15 protein-coding genes are annotated in these 15,401 nt (G+C 44.4%); 1 reads left to right on the top strand and 14 read right to left on the bottom strand.

Going from position 1 to position 15,401, the window contains the following annotated elements:
* Positions 1–63: 63 nt before the first annotated feature.
* The 14 genes from pgpA to AB6E08_RS01440 all read right to left on the bottom strand — a co-directional run bounded on the left by pgpA (position 64) and on the right by AB6E08_RS01440 (position 12,842).
* Positions 64–570, bottom strand: a complete 507-nt coding sequence (gene pgpA / locus AB6E08_RS01505; RefSeq protein WP_009847467.1) for a phosphatidylglycerophosphatase A — start codon at positions 568–570, stop codon at positions 64–66.
* The gene (gene thiL / locus AB6E08_RS01500; RefSeq protein ID WP_009847468.1) at positions 570–1,544 is read right to left on the bottom strand and encodes a thiamine-phosphate kinase; all 975 of its coding nucleotides are present in this window, start codon (positions 1,542–1,544) and stop codon (positions 570–572) included. The genes pgpA and thiL overlap by 1 nt, the downstream gene beginning before the upstream one ends.
* Before the next feature lie 115 nt (positions 1,545–1,659).
* On the bottom strand, positions 1,660–2,127 hold the full coding sequence (gene nusB, locus AB6E08_RS01495; protein ID WP_004734399.1) for a transcription antitermination factor NusB: 468 nt from the start codon (positions 2,125–2,127) through the stop codon (positions 1,660–1,662).
* Positions 2,127–2,597, bottom strand: coding sequence for a 6,7-dimethyl-8-ribityllumazine synthase (ribE, locus tag AB6E08_RS01490; protein ID WP_004734398.1), 471 nt, complete (start codon positions 2,595–2,597; stop codon positions 2,127–2,129). The genes nusB and ribE overlap by 1 nt, the downstream gene beginning before the upstream one ends.
* Positions 2,598–2,877: 280 nt before the next feature.
* The gene (gene ribBA, locus AB6E08_RS01485; protein ID WP_017096788.1) at positions 2,878–3,987 is read right to left on the bottom strand and encodes a bifunctional 3,4-dihydroxy-2-butanone-4-phosphate synthase/GTP cyclohydrolase II; all 1,110 of its coding nucleotides are present in this window, start codon (positions 3,985–3,987) and stop codon (positions 2,878–2,880) included.
* A 109-nt stretch (positions 3,988–4,096) separates the two neighbouring features.
* Positions 4,097–4,753, bottom strand: coding sequence for a riboflavin synthase (locus tag AB6E08_RS01480; RefSeq protein ID WP_004734396.1), 657 nt, complete (start codon positions 4,751–4,753; stop codon positions 4,097–4,099).
* 55 nt (positions 4,754–4,808) lie between these two features.
* Positions 4,809–5,933, bottom strand: a complete 1,125-nt coding sequence (gene ribD / locus AB6E08_RS01475; RefSeq protein WP_372063913.1) for a bifunctional diaminohydroxyphosphoribosylaminopyrimidine deaminase/5-amino-6-(5-phosphoribosylamino)uracil reductase RibD — start codon at positions 5,931–5,933, stop codon at positions 4,809–4,811.
* Between the two features lie 10 nt (positions 5,934–5,943).
* Positions 5,944–6,393, bottom strand: coding sequence for a transcriptional regulator NrdR (gene nrdR, locus AB6E08_RS01470; protein WP_004734394.1), 450 nt, complete (start codon positions 6,391–6,393; stop codon positions 5,944–5,946).
* A gap of 156 nt (positions 6,394–6,549) precedes the next feature.
* Complete coding sequence (locus tag AB6E08_RS01465; protein ID WP_102257772.1) at positions 6,550–7,800, bottom strand: glutamate-5-semialdehyde dehydrogenase; 1,251 nt, start codon at positions 7,798–7,800, stop codon at positions 6,550–6,552.
* Between the two features lie 66 nt (positions 7,801–7,866).
* On the bottom strand, positions 7,867–9,051 hold the full coding sequence (gene proB / locus AB6E08_RS01460; protein ID WP_017099520.1) for a glutamate 5-kinase: 1,185 nt from the start codon (positions 9,049–9,051) through the stop codon (positions 7,867–7,869).
* 76 nt (positions 9,052–9,127) lie between these two features.
* Positions 9,128–9,517, bottom strand: a complete 390-nt coding sequence (gene crl / locus AB6E08_RS01455; protein ID WP_009847473.1) for a sigma factor-binding protein Crl — start codon at positions 9,515–9,517, stop codon at positions 9,128–9,130.
* A 143-nt stretch (positions 9,518–9,660) separates the two neighbouring features.
* Positions 9,661–10,914, bottom strand: a complete 1,254-nt coding sequence (frsA, locus tag AB6E08_RS01450; protein ID WP_009847474.1) for an esterase FrsA — start codon at positions 10,912–10,914, stop codon at positions 9,661–9,663.
* Between the two features lie 89 nt (positions 10,915–11,003).
* Complete coding sequence (gene tet(34) / locus AB6E08_RS01445; RefSeq protein WP_009847475.1) at positions 11,004–11,468, bottom strand: oxytetracycline resistance phosphoribosyltransferase domain-containing protein Tet(34); 465 nt, start codon at positions 11,466–11,468, stop codon at positions 11,004–11,006.
* Positions 11,469–11,552: 84 nt separating this feature from the next.
* The gene (locus AB6E08_RS01440) at positions 11,553–12,842 is read right to left on the bottom strand and encodes an NCS2 family permease (RefSeq protein WP_012604654.1); all 1,290 of its coding nucleotides are present in this window, start codon (positions 12,840–12,842) and stop codon (positions 11,553–11,555) included.
* 1,063 nt (positions 12,843–13,905) lie between these two features.
* On the opposite strand from AB6E08_RS01440, the gene AB6E08_RS01435 reads away from it, so the two are divergent.
* Positions 13,906–15,378 carry an aminoacyl-histidine dipeptidase gene (locus AB6E08_RS01435; RefSeq protein ID WP_017099522.1) on the top strand — a complete coding sequence of 491 codons (1,473 nt, stop codon included), beginning with the start codon at positions 13,906–13,908 and terminating at the stop codon, positions 15,376–15,378.
* Positions 15,379–15,401: the final 23 nt, after the last annotated feature.

The raw sequence follows: 15,401 nt of genomic DNA, 5'->3' as shown, positions 1-15,401 counted from the left end.
CCTTTTTAGTATCCGAGACTTAGCTTAATGTGCTTGCAACTAAGCCTTAATCCTTTAGCTAACTTAAACTAACCAGCCCGCGAAATGTGCCACTGCGTACAAGGCAACAGCCGCCATAATACCTGCCACAATATCATCAATCATAATACCTAAGCCGCCGTGTACTCGTTTATCTAGCCAGCCAATAGGCCAAGGCTTCACCATATCGAAAAAGCGAAATAGGACAAAACCAGTGAATAACCATTTCCAGTCATCCGTAGGGATATTCAATAAAGGCACTAGACCCATGGTGATCCAAAAGCCCGCAAACTCATCCCATACGATAGAGCCATGGTCGTGTACACCCATATCATCAGATGTCACCTGGCAGATCTTGATACCGATAATACAACTAACAACCACTACTGCGACATAAGCAGGGAAAGGTAACTGAACCAGCAATAGATAAAAGGGGATCGACGCAAGCGTGCCCATTGTGCCTGGAATAATCGGCGATAAGCCACTGCCAAAACCCGTAGCCAATAAGTGCCAAGGATTTTTAAGAGAAATAAGAGAAAGTGGATTTGTCATCAATTAACCTTAAAGTGATCGTAACCAGTTAAGTTCCAGCTTAGTGGTTCACCATTATTGTGTAATTCAAAATATTCTACAGGTCTTATCTGGCCAATGCAGGTGACTTTTGTACCTGTGTGCGACAAAGCACTTTCCAATGAACCTTTATTCTCTTCCGGCACGGTAAAGCAGAGTTCGTACTCTTCACCACTGGTCAATGCATACTGCTGTGCAGAACCGGTATCAGAAGAGAATTGAAGTAATTCAGCGGAGATTGGTAACGCACTCACATCAATGCTTGCACCGACCTGAGAACGCTTAAGGATGTGTTTTAAATCGGCAATAACGCCATCAGAGATATCAATAGCCGATGAAGCTAGGTTCACGAGCGCCTGCCCCGCCAATACTCGTGGAGAGCTGATGTAGTGCCTCTCTTCTAGCTCAAGTGCATAAGGCTTAGCTTTGTTCTGTTCTGGGTCTAATATCACCTCTAGCCCAGCTTTGCTGTCACCTAAGTTACCCGTTACGTAAATCCAGTCCCCCACTTTCGCGCCATCTCTGCGTAGTGCTCGGCCTTCTGGCACAAAGCCCTGTACAGTCAGCGTTAAACTCAGCGGCCCTTTGGTCGTGTCACCACCAATAAGTTGAATACCAAAATAGTCTGCAAGTTTGAAGAAGGAATCACAGAAGGGAGCAAGCCATTCTTCATCGATTTCTGGCATGGTTAACGCAAATGAAACCCAGGCAGGCGTCGCACCCATCGCCGCAAGGTCGCTAATGTTCGAAGCCAACGCCTTGTGTGCTACCCATGCCGGATTCGCCTCTGTTAAGAAGTGAGTGCCCGCAACTAAAGTATCCGTGCTAATCGCTATCTGAACATTACTTGGCGCTTTGACCAAAGCACAGTCATCGCCAGCAGCCAGATGTACGTCTTTACGTTGTGGTTGTCGATTTACAAAATATTTTTCAATCAGGTTAAATTCGCCAGACATCACATGCCCTATCTTTAGTCTTCATACAAATCACCGTAATTATTGATATTACAGAAATTTAGTTACAAAAAAGGCCAGCATAAAAGCTGACCTTTAGATTCAATATACGAACGTCTTATTTCTTACGAACGTGCGGTGCAGCTTTATCAAGCACACCGTTAACAAACTTATGGCTGTCTTCTGCTGCGAATACTTTCGCAAGCTCGATAGCTTCATTGATAACCACTTTGTATGGTACATCTTCGCGACGAGTCATCTCGTACATAGCTAAACGTAGAAGCGCTAGTTCCATCAAATCCAAATCTTGCATAGGGCGAGATACGAATGGACGAAGCTTGCTATCAAGTTCCATGTGGCTAAGAGCAACACCAGTTAGTAGGTCGCGGAAGTATGCAACGTCTGTTTCTGGCATAGCTAGAGCAGGTTCTGCGGCATGATGCTCTTCTTCATCATACTTACCACCAGATAAGAACTGTTCTTCAACGGTAGCAATATTTTCTTTAGTAATTTGCCAAGAATAAATTGCTTGTAGAGCAAATTGACGTGCGTTACGACGTGCGGCTGGTTTCACACTGGCCCCCATTAGGAATCGATTTCAGAAAGAACGTTGATCATCTCAAGTGCGCTAAGTGCGGCTTCTGCACCCTTATTACCAGCCTTGGTTCCTGCGCGTTCAATAGCTTGATCGATCGTATCAACAGTAAGAACACCAAACGCTACTGGAAGAGAAAATTCCAGAGACACTTGTGCCAAACCTTTATTACATTCACTACAAACATAGTCAAAGTGAGGTGTACCGCCACGGATTACTGTACCAAGAGATACAATCGCATCGAACTTACCTGTTTTTGCAACGCGTTGCGCTACAAGTGGAAGTTCTACTGCACCAGGGCAACGAACAACAGTGATGTTGTCTTCGCTTACTTGTCCATGACGCTTTAAAGTATCGATTGCACCAGAAAGTAAACTTTCGTTAATAAAACTGTTGAAACGAGCAATAACGATAGCAATTTTTGCATTTGGCGCTGGGAAGCCACCCTCGATCACTTTCATAAGCCTTCCTTTAACTATTTTCATCAAGTGAGAATCGCCGGATTCTAGCACAAAACTGTGAGCAATATCTAATGCTAATTTAGAAGAACAGACACCGGAGATGTAAAGATGATAACGCAGCGCTGCTGCCAACCATATTGGAGCAGCAAGTAGCCAAACTTGTGTATTCGACACGTTTTGAATCGGGCTTGGCTACTTTGCTCTTTTATCGAAATTAACCTCTAAAAGAGCCACTGAAATCATCGGTAAATTATGTCGCTATAAACGGACAGACGTCATCTTACTCGCAAACGTATTCAACAACGTTAAGGCCAAAACCACCCAATGCGTGGTAACGCTTAGTGCTTGAAGACAACAAACGCATATCATGAACACCGAGGTCTTGTAGAATCTGAGAACCCACACCAACACGACGAGAAGTACCTTGTTTCTTAGCCATGGTTGGTTGCTCATTCTTATCTTGCGCTTCGAATGTCTTCACTTTGTGAATCAAAGAATCAGAAGACTCTTCGTTGCCCAGAATAACCAGCACACCGCCTTCATCGCCAATGCGCTTCATCGCTTTATCTAGCGACCAGCTACGCTCGGTACCGCGATCAGAATGAAGCAGATCGGTAAACGTATCATGCAGGTGAACACGCACCAAAGGAGCACCTTCGGTTAAGCTGCCTTTTTGCATTGCGTAGTGGATCTGGTTATCGATCGTGTCACGGTAAGTCACAAGCTCGAAATCACCAAACTCTGTTGGAAGATGGCATTGTGCTACACGTTCAATCGTCGTTTCTGTGTTGTTACGATATTCAATCAAGTCAGCAATGGTGCCTAGTTTGATATCGTGTTTTTCAGCGAAGACTTCAAGATCAGGGCGACGTGCCATGGTGCCATCGTCATTTAGGATCTCAACGATAACAGATGCTGGCTCACAGCCTGCTAGACGAGCTAAATCGCAACCTGCTTCAGTGTGGCCTGCGCGCGTTAGAACACCACCTTCTTGAGCAGTCAGAGGGAAGATATGGCCAGGTTGAACTAAGTCAGCCGCTTTTGCGTCTTTTGCCACAGCAGCTTGAACGGTAACAGCGCGGTCTGATGCAGAAATACCGGTTGTTACGCCCTCTGCCGCTTCAATCGAAACCGTAAAGTTAGTCGTGTATTGAGCGTTGTTGTCTTGGACCATAGGCGCTAAACCCATGCGGTTTGAACGCTCTTTGGTCAGTGTTAAACAGATTAAGCCACGGCCATACATCGCCATGAAGTTAATCGCTTCTGGCGTAACATGTTCAGCTGCCATGATCAGATCGCCTTCATTTTCGCGATCTTCATCATCCATCAGGATAACCATTTTCCCTAGGCGAATGTCTTCAATAATTTCTTGAGGAGTACTAATTGGCATTGTTCTATATCCTTTGAAATGGTTCTGCTTCCTAGAACCGACACTATTTAAACCTGATGATATTGCTGCGCTTTTACAAAGTACTCTTTAGCAAGCTTTGTACAAACGGTTAAGCAAAACCATTCTGCTGTAAGAATTCCATCGTCAGTCGAGATTCAGGCTCAGACTCTTGCTGCTGGCCTTGCAGTAAACGCTCCATATAGCGCGCTAATACATCGACTTCTAGATTCACTTTGCGACCAACATTGAATTGATCTATGGTCGTTTCTGAAGAGGTATGAGGAACGATAGTCAGCTTAAAGGCATTCTTGCGTAAATCATTCACCGTCAAGCTAATACCATCAACGGTGACTGAACCTTTTTGAGCTACGTACTTTGAGATCTCTGCTGGCATTTCAACCCAGAACTCAATCGCACGACCGACTTGGTTACGCTCAACAATCTCACCCACGCCATCAACGTGACCCGACACGATATGACCACCGAAACGCGTGGTCGGTAACATTGCTTTTTCTAGGTTTACCTTGTCGCCAGCTTGGTAATCGACAAAACCCGTTTTTTTCAGGGTCTCAAGCGAAAGGTCTGCACTGTAGCTGTGATCGTTATACTCAACAACCGTCAAACAAACACCATTGGTCGCGATACTGTCGCCTAACTTAACGTCAGCCATATCAAGATTACCAACATTAACCGTTACGGTGATGTCTTCTCCGCGGGGAGTGATTGCACTCAATGTACCTACGGCTTCTACAATTCCTGTAAACATTTTAAAACTCTTTTTGTTGTCAACGACATGTATTTGGTTAGCAGAACTATTTCCACTATGGTTTCGTTATTATTTGTTTCGCGATAATAGGTTTCGCGACGATGCGAATATCCACACCAACCTGTCGAACATCTTTAATTTCTAGGTCAATCACATCAGACATTGAAGTGAGTCCTAATGCGCCCATCAAACCTCGTCCGTCACTGCCCATTAGTTTAGGTGCTAAATAAAGGATTAGCTCATCCACTAGCTGCGCTTCAATCAAGCTTTTTGCCAAGGTAGCGCCCGCTTCGACCCAAATATGATCAATATGGTTCGCTGGCAATTGACGCATTAGATCGTGTAAATCGAGCTGACCTGCATCTGTGGTTTCGACTTCAATATCAGCAGAGGTTTCAGCGACTCTCAATACCGATGTTGGAGTTTGGAATAACTTGAGCTCAGGATACAGTTGATTTTGGCGATCAAGAATTACGCGAATTGGCTGACGCAACTCGTCTTCAACGTAATTTGTTTTGGTACTGCTTGGCAACTCTGCCCAACGAACATTCAGCGACGCGTTGTCTTCAATCACCGTTTGGCTGGTTGATAGCACCGCGCCTGATTTTGCTCGAAAGTTCTGAACATCACGACGCGCTTCTGGCGATGTGATCCATTGGCTTTGACCATTTTCCAATGCCGTTTGTCCATCAAGGCTAGCGGCCATCTTTAACTGAACAAATGGCATGCCCGTTTGCATACGCTTAATAAATGCAGGATTTAAATCGAGAGCATCTTGCTCTAACAAGCCGATTTCAACCTCAATACCTGCGTCGCGTAGCATCTTGATACCACGGCCTGCGACTTTAGGGTTTGGGTCCTGCATGGCACAAATCACTTTTGAAACTTGAGCCTTAATCAAACCTTCAGCACAAGGCGGCGTTCTACCGTAATGAGAACAAGGTTCAAGTGTGACATAAGCGATCGCACCTTTTGCCTTATCACCCGCCATTCTCATAGCGTGTACTTCGGCATGAGCTTCGCCAGCTTTGGCATGGAAACCTTCGCCAACGATCTGGCCATCGGTTTGCACGATGACACAACCCACATTCGGGTTTGGTGCAGTAGTGTAAATGCCGCGTTTGGCTAACTGAATAGCACGCGACATCATTTGAAAATCTAGGGGAGTAAAGTTTGACATGATTGAGGAGTTAATCCTCTAATTTAGCGATTTCTTCGCCAAACTCTCGGATGTCTTCAAAGCTGCGGTAAACAGAGGCAAAACGAATGTACGCCACTTTGTCCAATTCTTTCAATTGGCCCATCACAAGGTTACCAATCATCTCGCTTGGTACTTCACGCTCACCAGTCGCACGGAGTTGTGACTTAATCGTGCTGATCGCAAGTTCAATCGCATCAGCACTCACTGGGCGTTTTTCTAGGGCGCGCTGCACACCACCGACCATTTTATCTTCATTAAATGGTTCGCGGTTTCCATTCGACTTTATGACTTTAGGCATCACAAGTTCTGCCGATTCGAAAGTCGTAAAACGTTCACTACATGCAAGGCATTGACGGCGACGACGAACCTGATGGCCATCGGCTACCAGTCTTGAATCGATTACTTTAGTGTCGTTCTCTGAACAAAAAGGACAATGCATATCACCTCCAAATAATTGAATATCAGTGTAACGGAATTGCCAAACGTTAGGAAAGAAAAAGGGCCAATTAAGGCCCTTTTGTGTGGTAATTCATTGATTATTGCTACTCGAGCGCCATTTCAAAAATGAGCTGAGGAGTAAAATTAACGACCAGCGTTAACCGCGAACTAAATAGTTCGCTTTACCTACCCACTTGTAGCTTGTCAGCTCTTCTAAGCCCATTGGGCCGCGAGCATGCAGCTTTTGAGTAGACACAGCAACTTCAGCGCCTAAACCAAACTGTGCGCCATCTGTAAAACGTGTTGATGCATTCACATAGACTGCAGCTGAACCGACTGAATTAATAAAGCGCTCTGAGCTCTCTAGACTGTTAGTCATAATCGCATCTGAGTGACTCGCGTTGTGTACGCGCATGTGGTCAATCGCTTCTGCAACGTCAGCAACCACTTTCACGCCTAGCGTGTAGCTTAGCCATTCTGTGTCAAAGTCGCCTTCAACCGCATCACGTTGGTCTTCAAAACCAGTAAGCAATAATTTAGCACTCGCGTCAGCAACCAAGGTTACTTTGCCTGCTAAACGCTGTGTTAGCTTAGCAAGGAAAGCCTCAGCAACCGCTTCATGCACTAGCAGCGTATCCAATGAATTACACGCTGATGGACGTTGAACTTTCGAGTTTTCAACCACATCAACAGACTTCTCAAGATCAGCGCTCTCATCAACAAAGATATGGCTGATACCGAAACCACCGATGATAACTGGAATAGTACTGTTCTCTTTACACATCTTGTGCAGACCAGCACCACCACGAGGAATGATCATATCCACGTAGTCATCCAGTTTAAGCAGTTGAGAGACAAGCTCACGATCGGGTTTCTCGATATACTGAACAGAAGCCGCAGGAAGTTCCGCTTTTTCTAATGCAGACTGGATTACTTTAACCAGCTCCATGTTTGAGAAGAATGTCTCTTTGCCGCCACGTAGGATGCTTGCGTTACCAGTTTTGAGACACAGTGCTGCAATATCGATAGTTACGTTTGGACGCGCTTCGTAGATAACACCAACCACACCAAGTGGTACGCGGCGGCGAGAGAGTGACATACCGTTTTCAAGTACCTTACTGTCAATTTCGCTGCCAACTGGGTCATTCAGGCTAATCACGTTACGCACATCGTTAGCGATACCGGTTAAGCGTTCTTCGTTCAGCAATAGACGATCAAGCAGTGCATCAGTCAGACCCGCTTCACGGCCAAGTTCGATATCTTTCGCGTTTGCTTCTAAAATCGTGGCTGCGTTTGCTTCTAGCTCATCAGCGATAATCGCCAATGCTTTATTCTTTTGCGCCGTTGATGCGGTCGCTAGGTGGAAAGCAGCGTCTTTTGCTGCAATACCCATGTTAGTTAAATCCACGTTTAACTCTCCCTAAATTCTGTCTGTCTTTGGATGCAAAAAGGTGATTCGCCTTCTCATCACGAGCTATTCTTGGATTACAACAAGGTCGTCACGGTGAATGACTTCCGACCCGTAATCGTATCCAAGAATATCGCCAATATCTTTACTGTGCTTGCCTGCAATTTTTGCTAGGTCTTGGCTTGAATAGCTAGCAATACCACGCGCAATTACTTTACCTTTGCTGTCTGTAACTTGGGTGACTTCACCACGAGAGAATTCGCCTTTAACTCGAACAACCCCTTTCGCCAACAAGCTGCTGCCTTTAGTGTTGACTGCGTTTACTGCGCCGTCGTCGACCACAATGTCACCAGCTGAAGCAGGGCCCGCTAGAATCCAGCGTTTACGGTTTTCAAGCGCTTCCGCTAAAGGTAAGAAACGTGTGCCTTGTGGGTTGTCACTCAGTGAGTCAAACACCACATTTTCAGCACTGCCCGCAGCAATAATTACTTCGATGCCAGCGCGGCGAGCAATATCAGCCGCCTGCAGTTTTGTCGCCATGCCGCCAGTACCTAACGTAGTACCACTGCCGCCTGCGATCTTGCGCAGTGTGTCATCAATAGTTTTCACTTCTTTGATGAGCTCAGCATTTGGGTCTTTACGAGGGTCAGCCGTAAACAGGCCTTTTTGGTCCGTTAATAGCAAAAGCTTATCAGCACCGCACAAAATACCCACTAAGGCCGACAAGTTATCATTGTCGCCCACTTTAATTTCGTTGGTTGCTACTGCGTCGTTTTCGTTTACTACCGGAATAATGTCGTGCTCAACAAGCGCATTGATCGTGTCACGTGCATTAAGAAAACGCTCGCGATCATCGAGATCAGCACGAGTCAGTAGCATCTGGCCAATCTTAAGGCCATAGATAGCAAACAAAGACTCCCAAACTTGAATCAACTGACTTTGCCCAACTGCCGCAAGCAATTGTTTGCTTGCCATCGAGTTGGGAAGTGCGGGGTAACCAAGGTGCTCACGTCCGGCTGCAATTGCGCCAGACGAAACCATAACCACAGAGTGGCCTTGTTTTTTTAATTCAGCACATTGACGAACCAGCTCAACCATATGAGCGCGGTCTAATGCCAATGTTCCACCAGTTAAGACACTGGTACCCAGTTTAACAACGACAGTTTTACTCTGTGTTGTTGTCCCGCTTTGATGATTTGTTGTCATGAAGTCTTTTATGAATAAAACAAATAAGAGGTGATGTTTTAGCAATCAAAAGGGGAATTCACAAGCAGAAAAGGTGCGAAATCGCACCTTTTTGCTTTATATAGAAGAGTAACCTTTAAAATCAGACGAATTCGACAGACTCTTCGTCTAACTGAACGCCGATTTCAAATTTCTTTTGAAGTTCATCAACCAGCTTTTGGTGAAAGGCTTCTTGAGTTCGAGAGACCTCAGCGATCGCCTTTTTAGGTAATGGCAAAGGATCCCAGTTACCATCGATGTTGTATTTACCCGTGTTGTACTTCGCCGAAAATCCTTCTTCCGACTTATCCAACTCCAACCACCAGCCCCAAAACTCACGTTCTTCTGGCGATTTTTTATCGTTCACACACACAGACAAGCAATCAAAAATATAGTGGCCTTCTTCTGATTGCGGCTCCCTTAAGTAAGGGCCTATAGCCTTTAAAACATTTAACAAGCGATAATGCGTAGGTTGTTGTGTCACTTCTGACATATTGAATCTCCATTTCAATGTTAAGAATGACGTTACTCAGAATGTTATACGTAGAAACTACGCAATTGGATTTTATAAATTATTTCTGAGTATCAGGTACTTACTTTGTACACTTTTCATGCTTAACTAATTTAGGAGAAATGTCATCTAAATAATTCATCCTCAAGCCACTTTATCGCCAATTCGAGGGATTGCTCATAACCTTGTGTAATTGATTTAGCTTTGATTTTCTTCGCTTTACCGTAATCACTGTAAATAGCAACAAGTTGGTTATCCATTGGAGGAGATACTGGGTCGCCCTCTAACGCTAATGCCAAGATAGGCACACTGGTTTTACTGTTTGACAGCAAACCTTGTACCTTGAGTGACCACGCCATCAATTGCCCAGAAAGACTATTGATATCAACGGCCCCTTTACCAAGACGTGAAGCCAAAACATCTAAATGCATTTTAGGCATCTGTTTCAGTTTGTCGGCATGAACAAAGATATCGTGAATTGGCGCGCCTAAAGAGATACACGCTTTAAGCTTATGCTGCTCAAGGAAAGATAATCTCACCATCGCATTGCCACCAAAGCGGAAGCCAAACAAGCCAACCTTGTGGTGATCGACCCACGGGATATTAGGCAGTTCATTCAAGACAGCTTGGTGAAGACAAGATGAGTCTTCTGTTAACGGCCAATGTGCACTGTGCCCTATCGATGGCATGTCTACCGTTAGCATTGCAATGTTCTTTGGTGCTAAGTAATCCCTAAACAAACGCCACATATCGGTTTGCAAGCTATCTAGACCAGCGCTGACAATCACAACCGGTTGTGGTTTGTCTGTTTTGGTAAGATGCAAGTTCGCTTTGATCTTCTTGTTTTGGTATGGAATATCAATCTGTTTGACGATCAACTTCGTATGCTTAATTGCTTCAGAATAAGCTGCGTTGGCCAACACTTGAGCCTGAGCCGCCAAATTGTCGTTCTTGAGATGTGGGTAGCCAGCAATGCTGAAGCACAACGATGCTGAAAACAGCTCTTCAGCCATTTCTTCACCCTTCTTCTCGTTCGAGCGATTTTGATGCTGCATACCCAGTTTGGTCCATTCGTATGCCCAGTTACCACTTCGGTAACCCATGACCGTATCAAGCCACTCATCGGTTGTACGAGAGTTATCTGATGACGCGATGCGAGCCAATACCGCTTCTTGCTCAATGGGGTTAACGCCTTGCCATACCCACTGAAGACGTCTTAGGTTTCGGTACCATGATGAGTTTTGCTGTTCACGCTTCTCATCCAATAGCGCTTCAGAGCTTGGCATGTATTGTGTCAGCATTGAGGTCTCTTTAGCCTGCTTGTGCTTTACAAACAAGGTTTCCGAAAGGTTCGAGCTCGTTTCTTCTGATTCAGACATTGGGATACTTAATAAGAAATGGTTGTTACTAATCATATAAAAAAAAATGACCCTATAAAGGGTCATTTCTCAAAAAACTAAGTTTACGCTTATTTTGACTTGCGATTTACCGGCTCAACGTAGCTTAGGCTAGTATCCCAAGGTTGCTCAATCCATGTGTCTTGAGCGATATCAACGATGTACTCATCTAGCAAGTCAGCACCAGATGGCTTTGCACACACAGCGATCAGTTTCGCTTTCGGGTACATTTCACGAAGCTTGCGTGCAGTGTCACCACTATCAACAAGATCTTCAACGATTAGGAAGCCTTCGCCGTCACCTTCAGGTGCTTTAACGACTGTCATATCACGTTGGTGATCGTGGTCGTAGCTAGAAATACAAATCGTATCTACGTGACGAATACCTAGCTCACGAGCCAAGATTGCACCAGGAACCAAACCACCACGGCTCACTGCCCAGATGCCTTTCCACTGCTCTGCTGGCATTTGCTTTTCAGCAAGTTGACGACAGTAAGTCTGCATGTTGTCCCAAGTGATAACGAATTTGTTGCTCATAGTATAAAACCTAATAATTTTGTCATGTTATTAGAGGCTACTTCAAACATAGCCTCTTCAGCGATTAAGCAGAAATCTAGACGATTAAGCGAAAGTATATTTAAGAATAAAGATAGCCGACATTACCCACACAGCAGGTGAAACGTCGCGACCTTTACCACTTAGCAGCTTAATTGCAGCGTAAGCGATGAAGCCTAGTGAGATACCCTCAGCGATAGAGTATGTCAACGGCATAAGCAGACATGTTACCACGACTGGGGCTGCTTCCGTAAGATCACGCCAATCAATACCAACTAGGCCAGACATCATCAAAATTGCTACATAGAACAACGCACCAGATGTTGCGTAGGCTGGAATCATACCGGCAAGCGGTGAGAAGAAAAGAGCCAGTAGGAACAAGATACCAACAACAACCGCTGTTAGACCAGTACGACCGCCCTCTGCTACACCCGCAACACTCTCAACGTAAGAGGTTGTGTTTGATGTACCTAACAATGCACCAATAGATGTTGCTGTAGAGTCAGCAAGCAGTGCTTTGTTTAAGCGCGGCAATTTGCCGTCTTCTTTGATTAGGTTTGCTTTCGTTGCAACACCAACCAGAGTGCCCGCTGTATCGAATAAATCGACGAACAAGAAAGCGAATACTACTGAAATCATACCTATTTCAAATACAGCAGAGAAATCAAGCTGCATGAATGTCGGTGCAAGACTTGGTGGTGTCGACATGATGCCGCCGTATTGAACGTCACCAATAGCAATACCAACAGCTGTGATAGCTAGAATAGCAATCATCACTGCACCTTTTACACCACGGTGAACAAGAGCAATCGTAAGGAAGAAACCAAGCGCACCTAGGATAGGAGCAATCGCGGTAATGTCGCCCAGTGAAACTTTCGTTGCTGGGTTAGAAACAACGATGCCTGCATTGCTAAGAGCAATAAACGCTAGGAAAAGACCGATACCTGCAGAGATACCAACACGCAGAGACATTGGGATCGAGTTGATAATCCATTCACGGATCTTAAAGATGCTTAAGAAGATGAAGATCACGCCCGATACGAAAACCGCTGCCAGAGCAACTTGCCACGTATAACCCATCCCCATTACAACAGCGTAGGTAAAGAATGCATTCAAACCCATGCCTGGAGCTTGAGCAATTGGGTAGTTAGCAACAAAGCCCATGATGAAACAGCCAATAGCAGCTGCTAAACAGGTTGCTACAAATACAGCGCCATGGTCCATACCAGCATCAGCTAGAATCATTGGGTTTACAAAAATGATGTAAGCCATTGTTAGGAAGGTTGTTAGACCTGCGATGATTTCAGTGCGCACATTGGTGCCATTTTCACTGAGTTTGAATAGCTTTTCGAACATTATCGAATCCTATAAGGGTAAAAAGTAAACGGTTGCGTAATCGATTGGCTGTGGATTATAAAGTTATCAAATAACAAATTCCAGATAGAATTAAGGCTCTAATCGATCTTTATCAGAATGCAGTATGAAACAGAGCGATTAAAAATGAAGACTGAAAGATAAAGTAACCATTAAAAACAATAAGATAAGTAAGATAAATACGATGAAAGTACTTGGCCATTTTTTAAACCATCAGTTATTTTCATTGAGAATCTAGCTAATAAATTCCGAATTCAAACCCACAATAGTTATGTATTTTTCAACAGGATCAGTAATAAGGCGCAAATTGATATTTCGGCGTTTAAAAAACAACCACGCAGAACAGCAGGAAAAGTGATAAGCGAAAGCGGTTTGGAAAAGTAGCAGGCAAAAAAAACGCCACTCAAAACTGAGTGGCGGTAGAATCTGTCAACCAAAAGGGCTGTAAAATAATTCCAATATATAGGGGTGAACAAAACTGTTCGAGTTACATGCTTGTGGTATTAGTAACCAAAGCTTGTAGGGTATGCAAAGTTGCTAGTGTAAACAGAGCTGTTAATCCAGAACATTGCAGATGGTAAACCTTTCATAACTATCACCTTAATAAATCAATAAAAAACGAATTTGATTTCTCGGTTCCTTGGAGGCGATAAAACGGACTCATCCTTTGAGCATTTACTCTTCACTTCAGAAGTTGGTTATTAATATACCCTAAAGAAAAAAGATTACAAGTATTTTTTGCTATACGTCACACTTTTGGCTATTTACGGTTGTTTTGCAAACTCATTTTTGTAATTAAATTACAAAATAGAATTAAACAAACGTTTGCCTGTACCGTTTATAAGCATCAACGCGCTTATTTATGATCAGATAGACAAGATCGCTTTCAAAATTTGAGCTATTTGAGGTTTAGAACCGCTACTCGTCAAAACGCTCAAGTGGTATGCTGTTGCCATCAAAACAGACCCATATTTTAGATTTTTGTTCTAGTTTTTTGCCATTACAAAACCTAAATATATGGTTATCAAATAAAAAGGAGTCATCCGTGTCTGAATTCCATTCTGAGATCAGTAAATTGTCCCCTGCCCCTATTTGGCAGTTTTTCGATAAAATTTGTTCAATCCCGCACCCTTCGAAACATGAAGAAGAACTTGCTCAATACATTATTGCTTGGGCAACAGAGCAAGGCCTAGATGTACGTCGTGACCCAACGGGTAACGTATTCATCAAAAAGCCTGCAACGGCGGGTATGGAAAACAAAAAAGGTGTCGTGCTGCAAGCTCACATCGATATGGTTCCACAAAAGAACGAAGACACAGTTCATGACTTCGCTAAAGATCCAATCCAACCATACATTGATGGTGAGTGGGTTACAGCGAAAGGCACAACGCTTGGCGCTGATAACGGCATGGGCATGGCTTCGTGCCTAGCGGTTCTTGCTTCAAACGAAATCCAACACGGCCCTATCGAAGTTCTACTAACAGTAGATGAAGAAGCAGGTATGACTGGTGCTTTCGGTCTTGAAGCGGGTTGGTTAGAAGGCGATATCCTTCTTAACACCGATTCAGAGCAAGAAGGCGAAGTGTACATGGGTTGTGCTGGCGGTATCGACGGCGCAATGACATTTGAAATTGCTCGTAACGCGATTCCAGCTGACTTCGTAACACGTAAGCTAACGCTAAAAGGCCTAAAAGGCGGTCACTCTGGTTGTGACATCCACACAGGTCGTGCAAACGCAAACAAACTGCTTGCTCGCTTCCTAGCGGGTCACGCAAAAGAGCTAGACCTTCGCATCGTCGAATTCAAAGGTGGTAGCCTTCGTAACGCGATCCCTCGTGAAGGTTTCGTAACGGTTGCTGTTCCTGCGGCAAACCAAGAAAAACTGGCTTCACTATACAACTACTACACTGAGCTGCTTTCAACAGAGCTAGGTAAAGTAGAAGACAGCATCGTGACTTTCAATGAAGAAGCTTCTGTAGAAATGGGCGCACTTGCGTCAGCAGACCAAGCTCGCTTTATCGCGGCACTTAACGCATGTCCAAACGGCGTGATTCGTATGAGTGACGAGATTGAAGGTGTTGTTGAAACGTCTCTAAACGTAGGTGTTATCACAACAGAAGAGAACTCAATCACAGTGCTTTGCCTGATCCGTTCTCTTATCGATTCAGGTCGTAGCCAAGTAGAAAACATGCTTCACTCTGTTGCTGAACTAGCAGGCGCTAACATCGCATTCTCTGGTGCTTACCCAGGTTGGAAGCCAGATGCAGATTCAGAAATCATGCACATCTTCCGCGACATGTACGAAGGTATCTACGGTCACAAACCAAACATCATGGTTATCCACGCTGGTCTTGAGTGTGGTCTATTCAAAGAACCTTACCCGAACATGGATATGGTTTCTTTCGGCCCAACCATCAAGTTCCCTCACTCTCCTGATGAGAAAGTGAAGATCGATACGGTTGAGCTATTCTGGAATCAAATGGTTGCACTGCTTGCAGCTATCCCAGAAAAAGCATAATTCGATAAACTATGTATGTTCAA

The sequence above is a fragment of the Vibrio sp. 10N.247.310.24 genome (genome assembly GCF_041467175.1).
In the GTDB taxonomy this organism is placed as follows: Bacteria; Pseudomonadota; Gammaproteobacteria; order Enterobacterales; family Vibrionaceae; genus Vibrio; species Vibrio tasmaniensis_A.
The sequence above is the reverse complement of the archived record's forward strand: the minus strand, read 5'-3'. Positions and strand labels throughout refer to the sequence as shown.

What these genes read in the sequence shown, in the direction of transcription:
- pgpA (WP_009847467.1), bottom strand. Translation starts at nt 570, where the DNA reads ATGACAAATCCACTTTCTCTTATTTCTCTTAAAAATCCTTGGCACTTA.
- thiL (WP_009847468.1), bottom strand. Translation starts at nt 1,544, where the DNA reads ATGTCTGGCGAATTTAACCTGATTGAAAAATATTTTGTAAATCGACAA.
- nusB (WP_004734399.1), bottom strand. Translation starts at nt 2,127, where the DNA reads ATGGGGGCCAGTGTGAAACCAGCCGCACGTCGTAACGCACGTCAATTT.
- ribE (WP_004734398.1), bottom strand. Translation starts at nt 2,597, where the DNA reads ATGAAAGTGATCGAGGGTGGCTTCCCAGCGCCAAATGCAAAAATTGCT.
- ribBA (WP_017096788.1), bottom strand. Translation starts at nt 3,987, where the DNA reads ATGCCAATTAGTACTCCTCAAGAAATTATTGAAGACATTCGCCTAGGG.
- AB6E08_RS01480 (WP_004734396.1), bottom strand. Translation starts at nt 4,753, where the DNA reads ATGTTTACAGGAATTGTAGAAGCCGTAGGTACATTGAGTGCAATCACT.
- ribD (WP_372063913.1), bottom strand. Translation starts at nt 5,933, where the DNA reads ATGTCAAACTTTACTCCCCTAGATTTTCAAATGATGTCGCGTGCTATT.
- nrdR (WP_004734394.1), bottom strand. Translation starts at nt 6,393, where the DNA reads ATGCATTGTCCTTTTTGTTCAGAGAACGACACTAAAGTAATCGATTCA.
- crl (WP_009847473.1), bottom strand. Translation starts at nt 9,517, where the DNA reads ATGTCAGAAGTGACACAACAACCTACGCATTATCGCTTGTTAAATGTT.
- frsA (WP_009847474.1), bottom strand. Translation starts at nt 10,914, where the DNA reads ATGTCTGAATCAGAAGAAACGAGCTCGAACCTTTCGGAAACCTTGTTT.
- AB6E08_RS01440 (WP_012604654.1), bottom strand. Translation starts at nt 12,842, where the DNA reads ATGTTCGAAAAGCTATTCAAACTCAGTGAAAATGGCACCAATGTGCGC.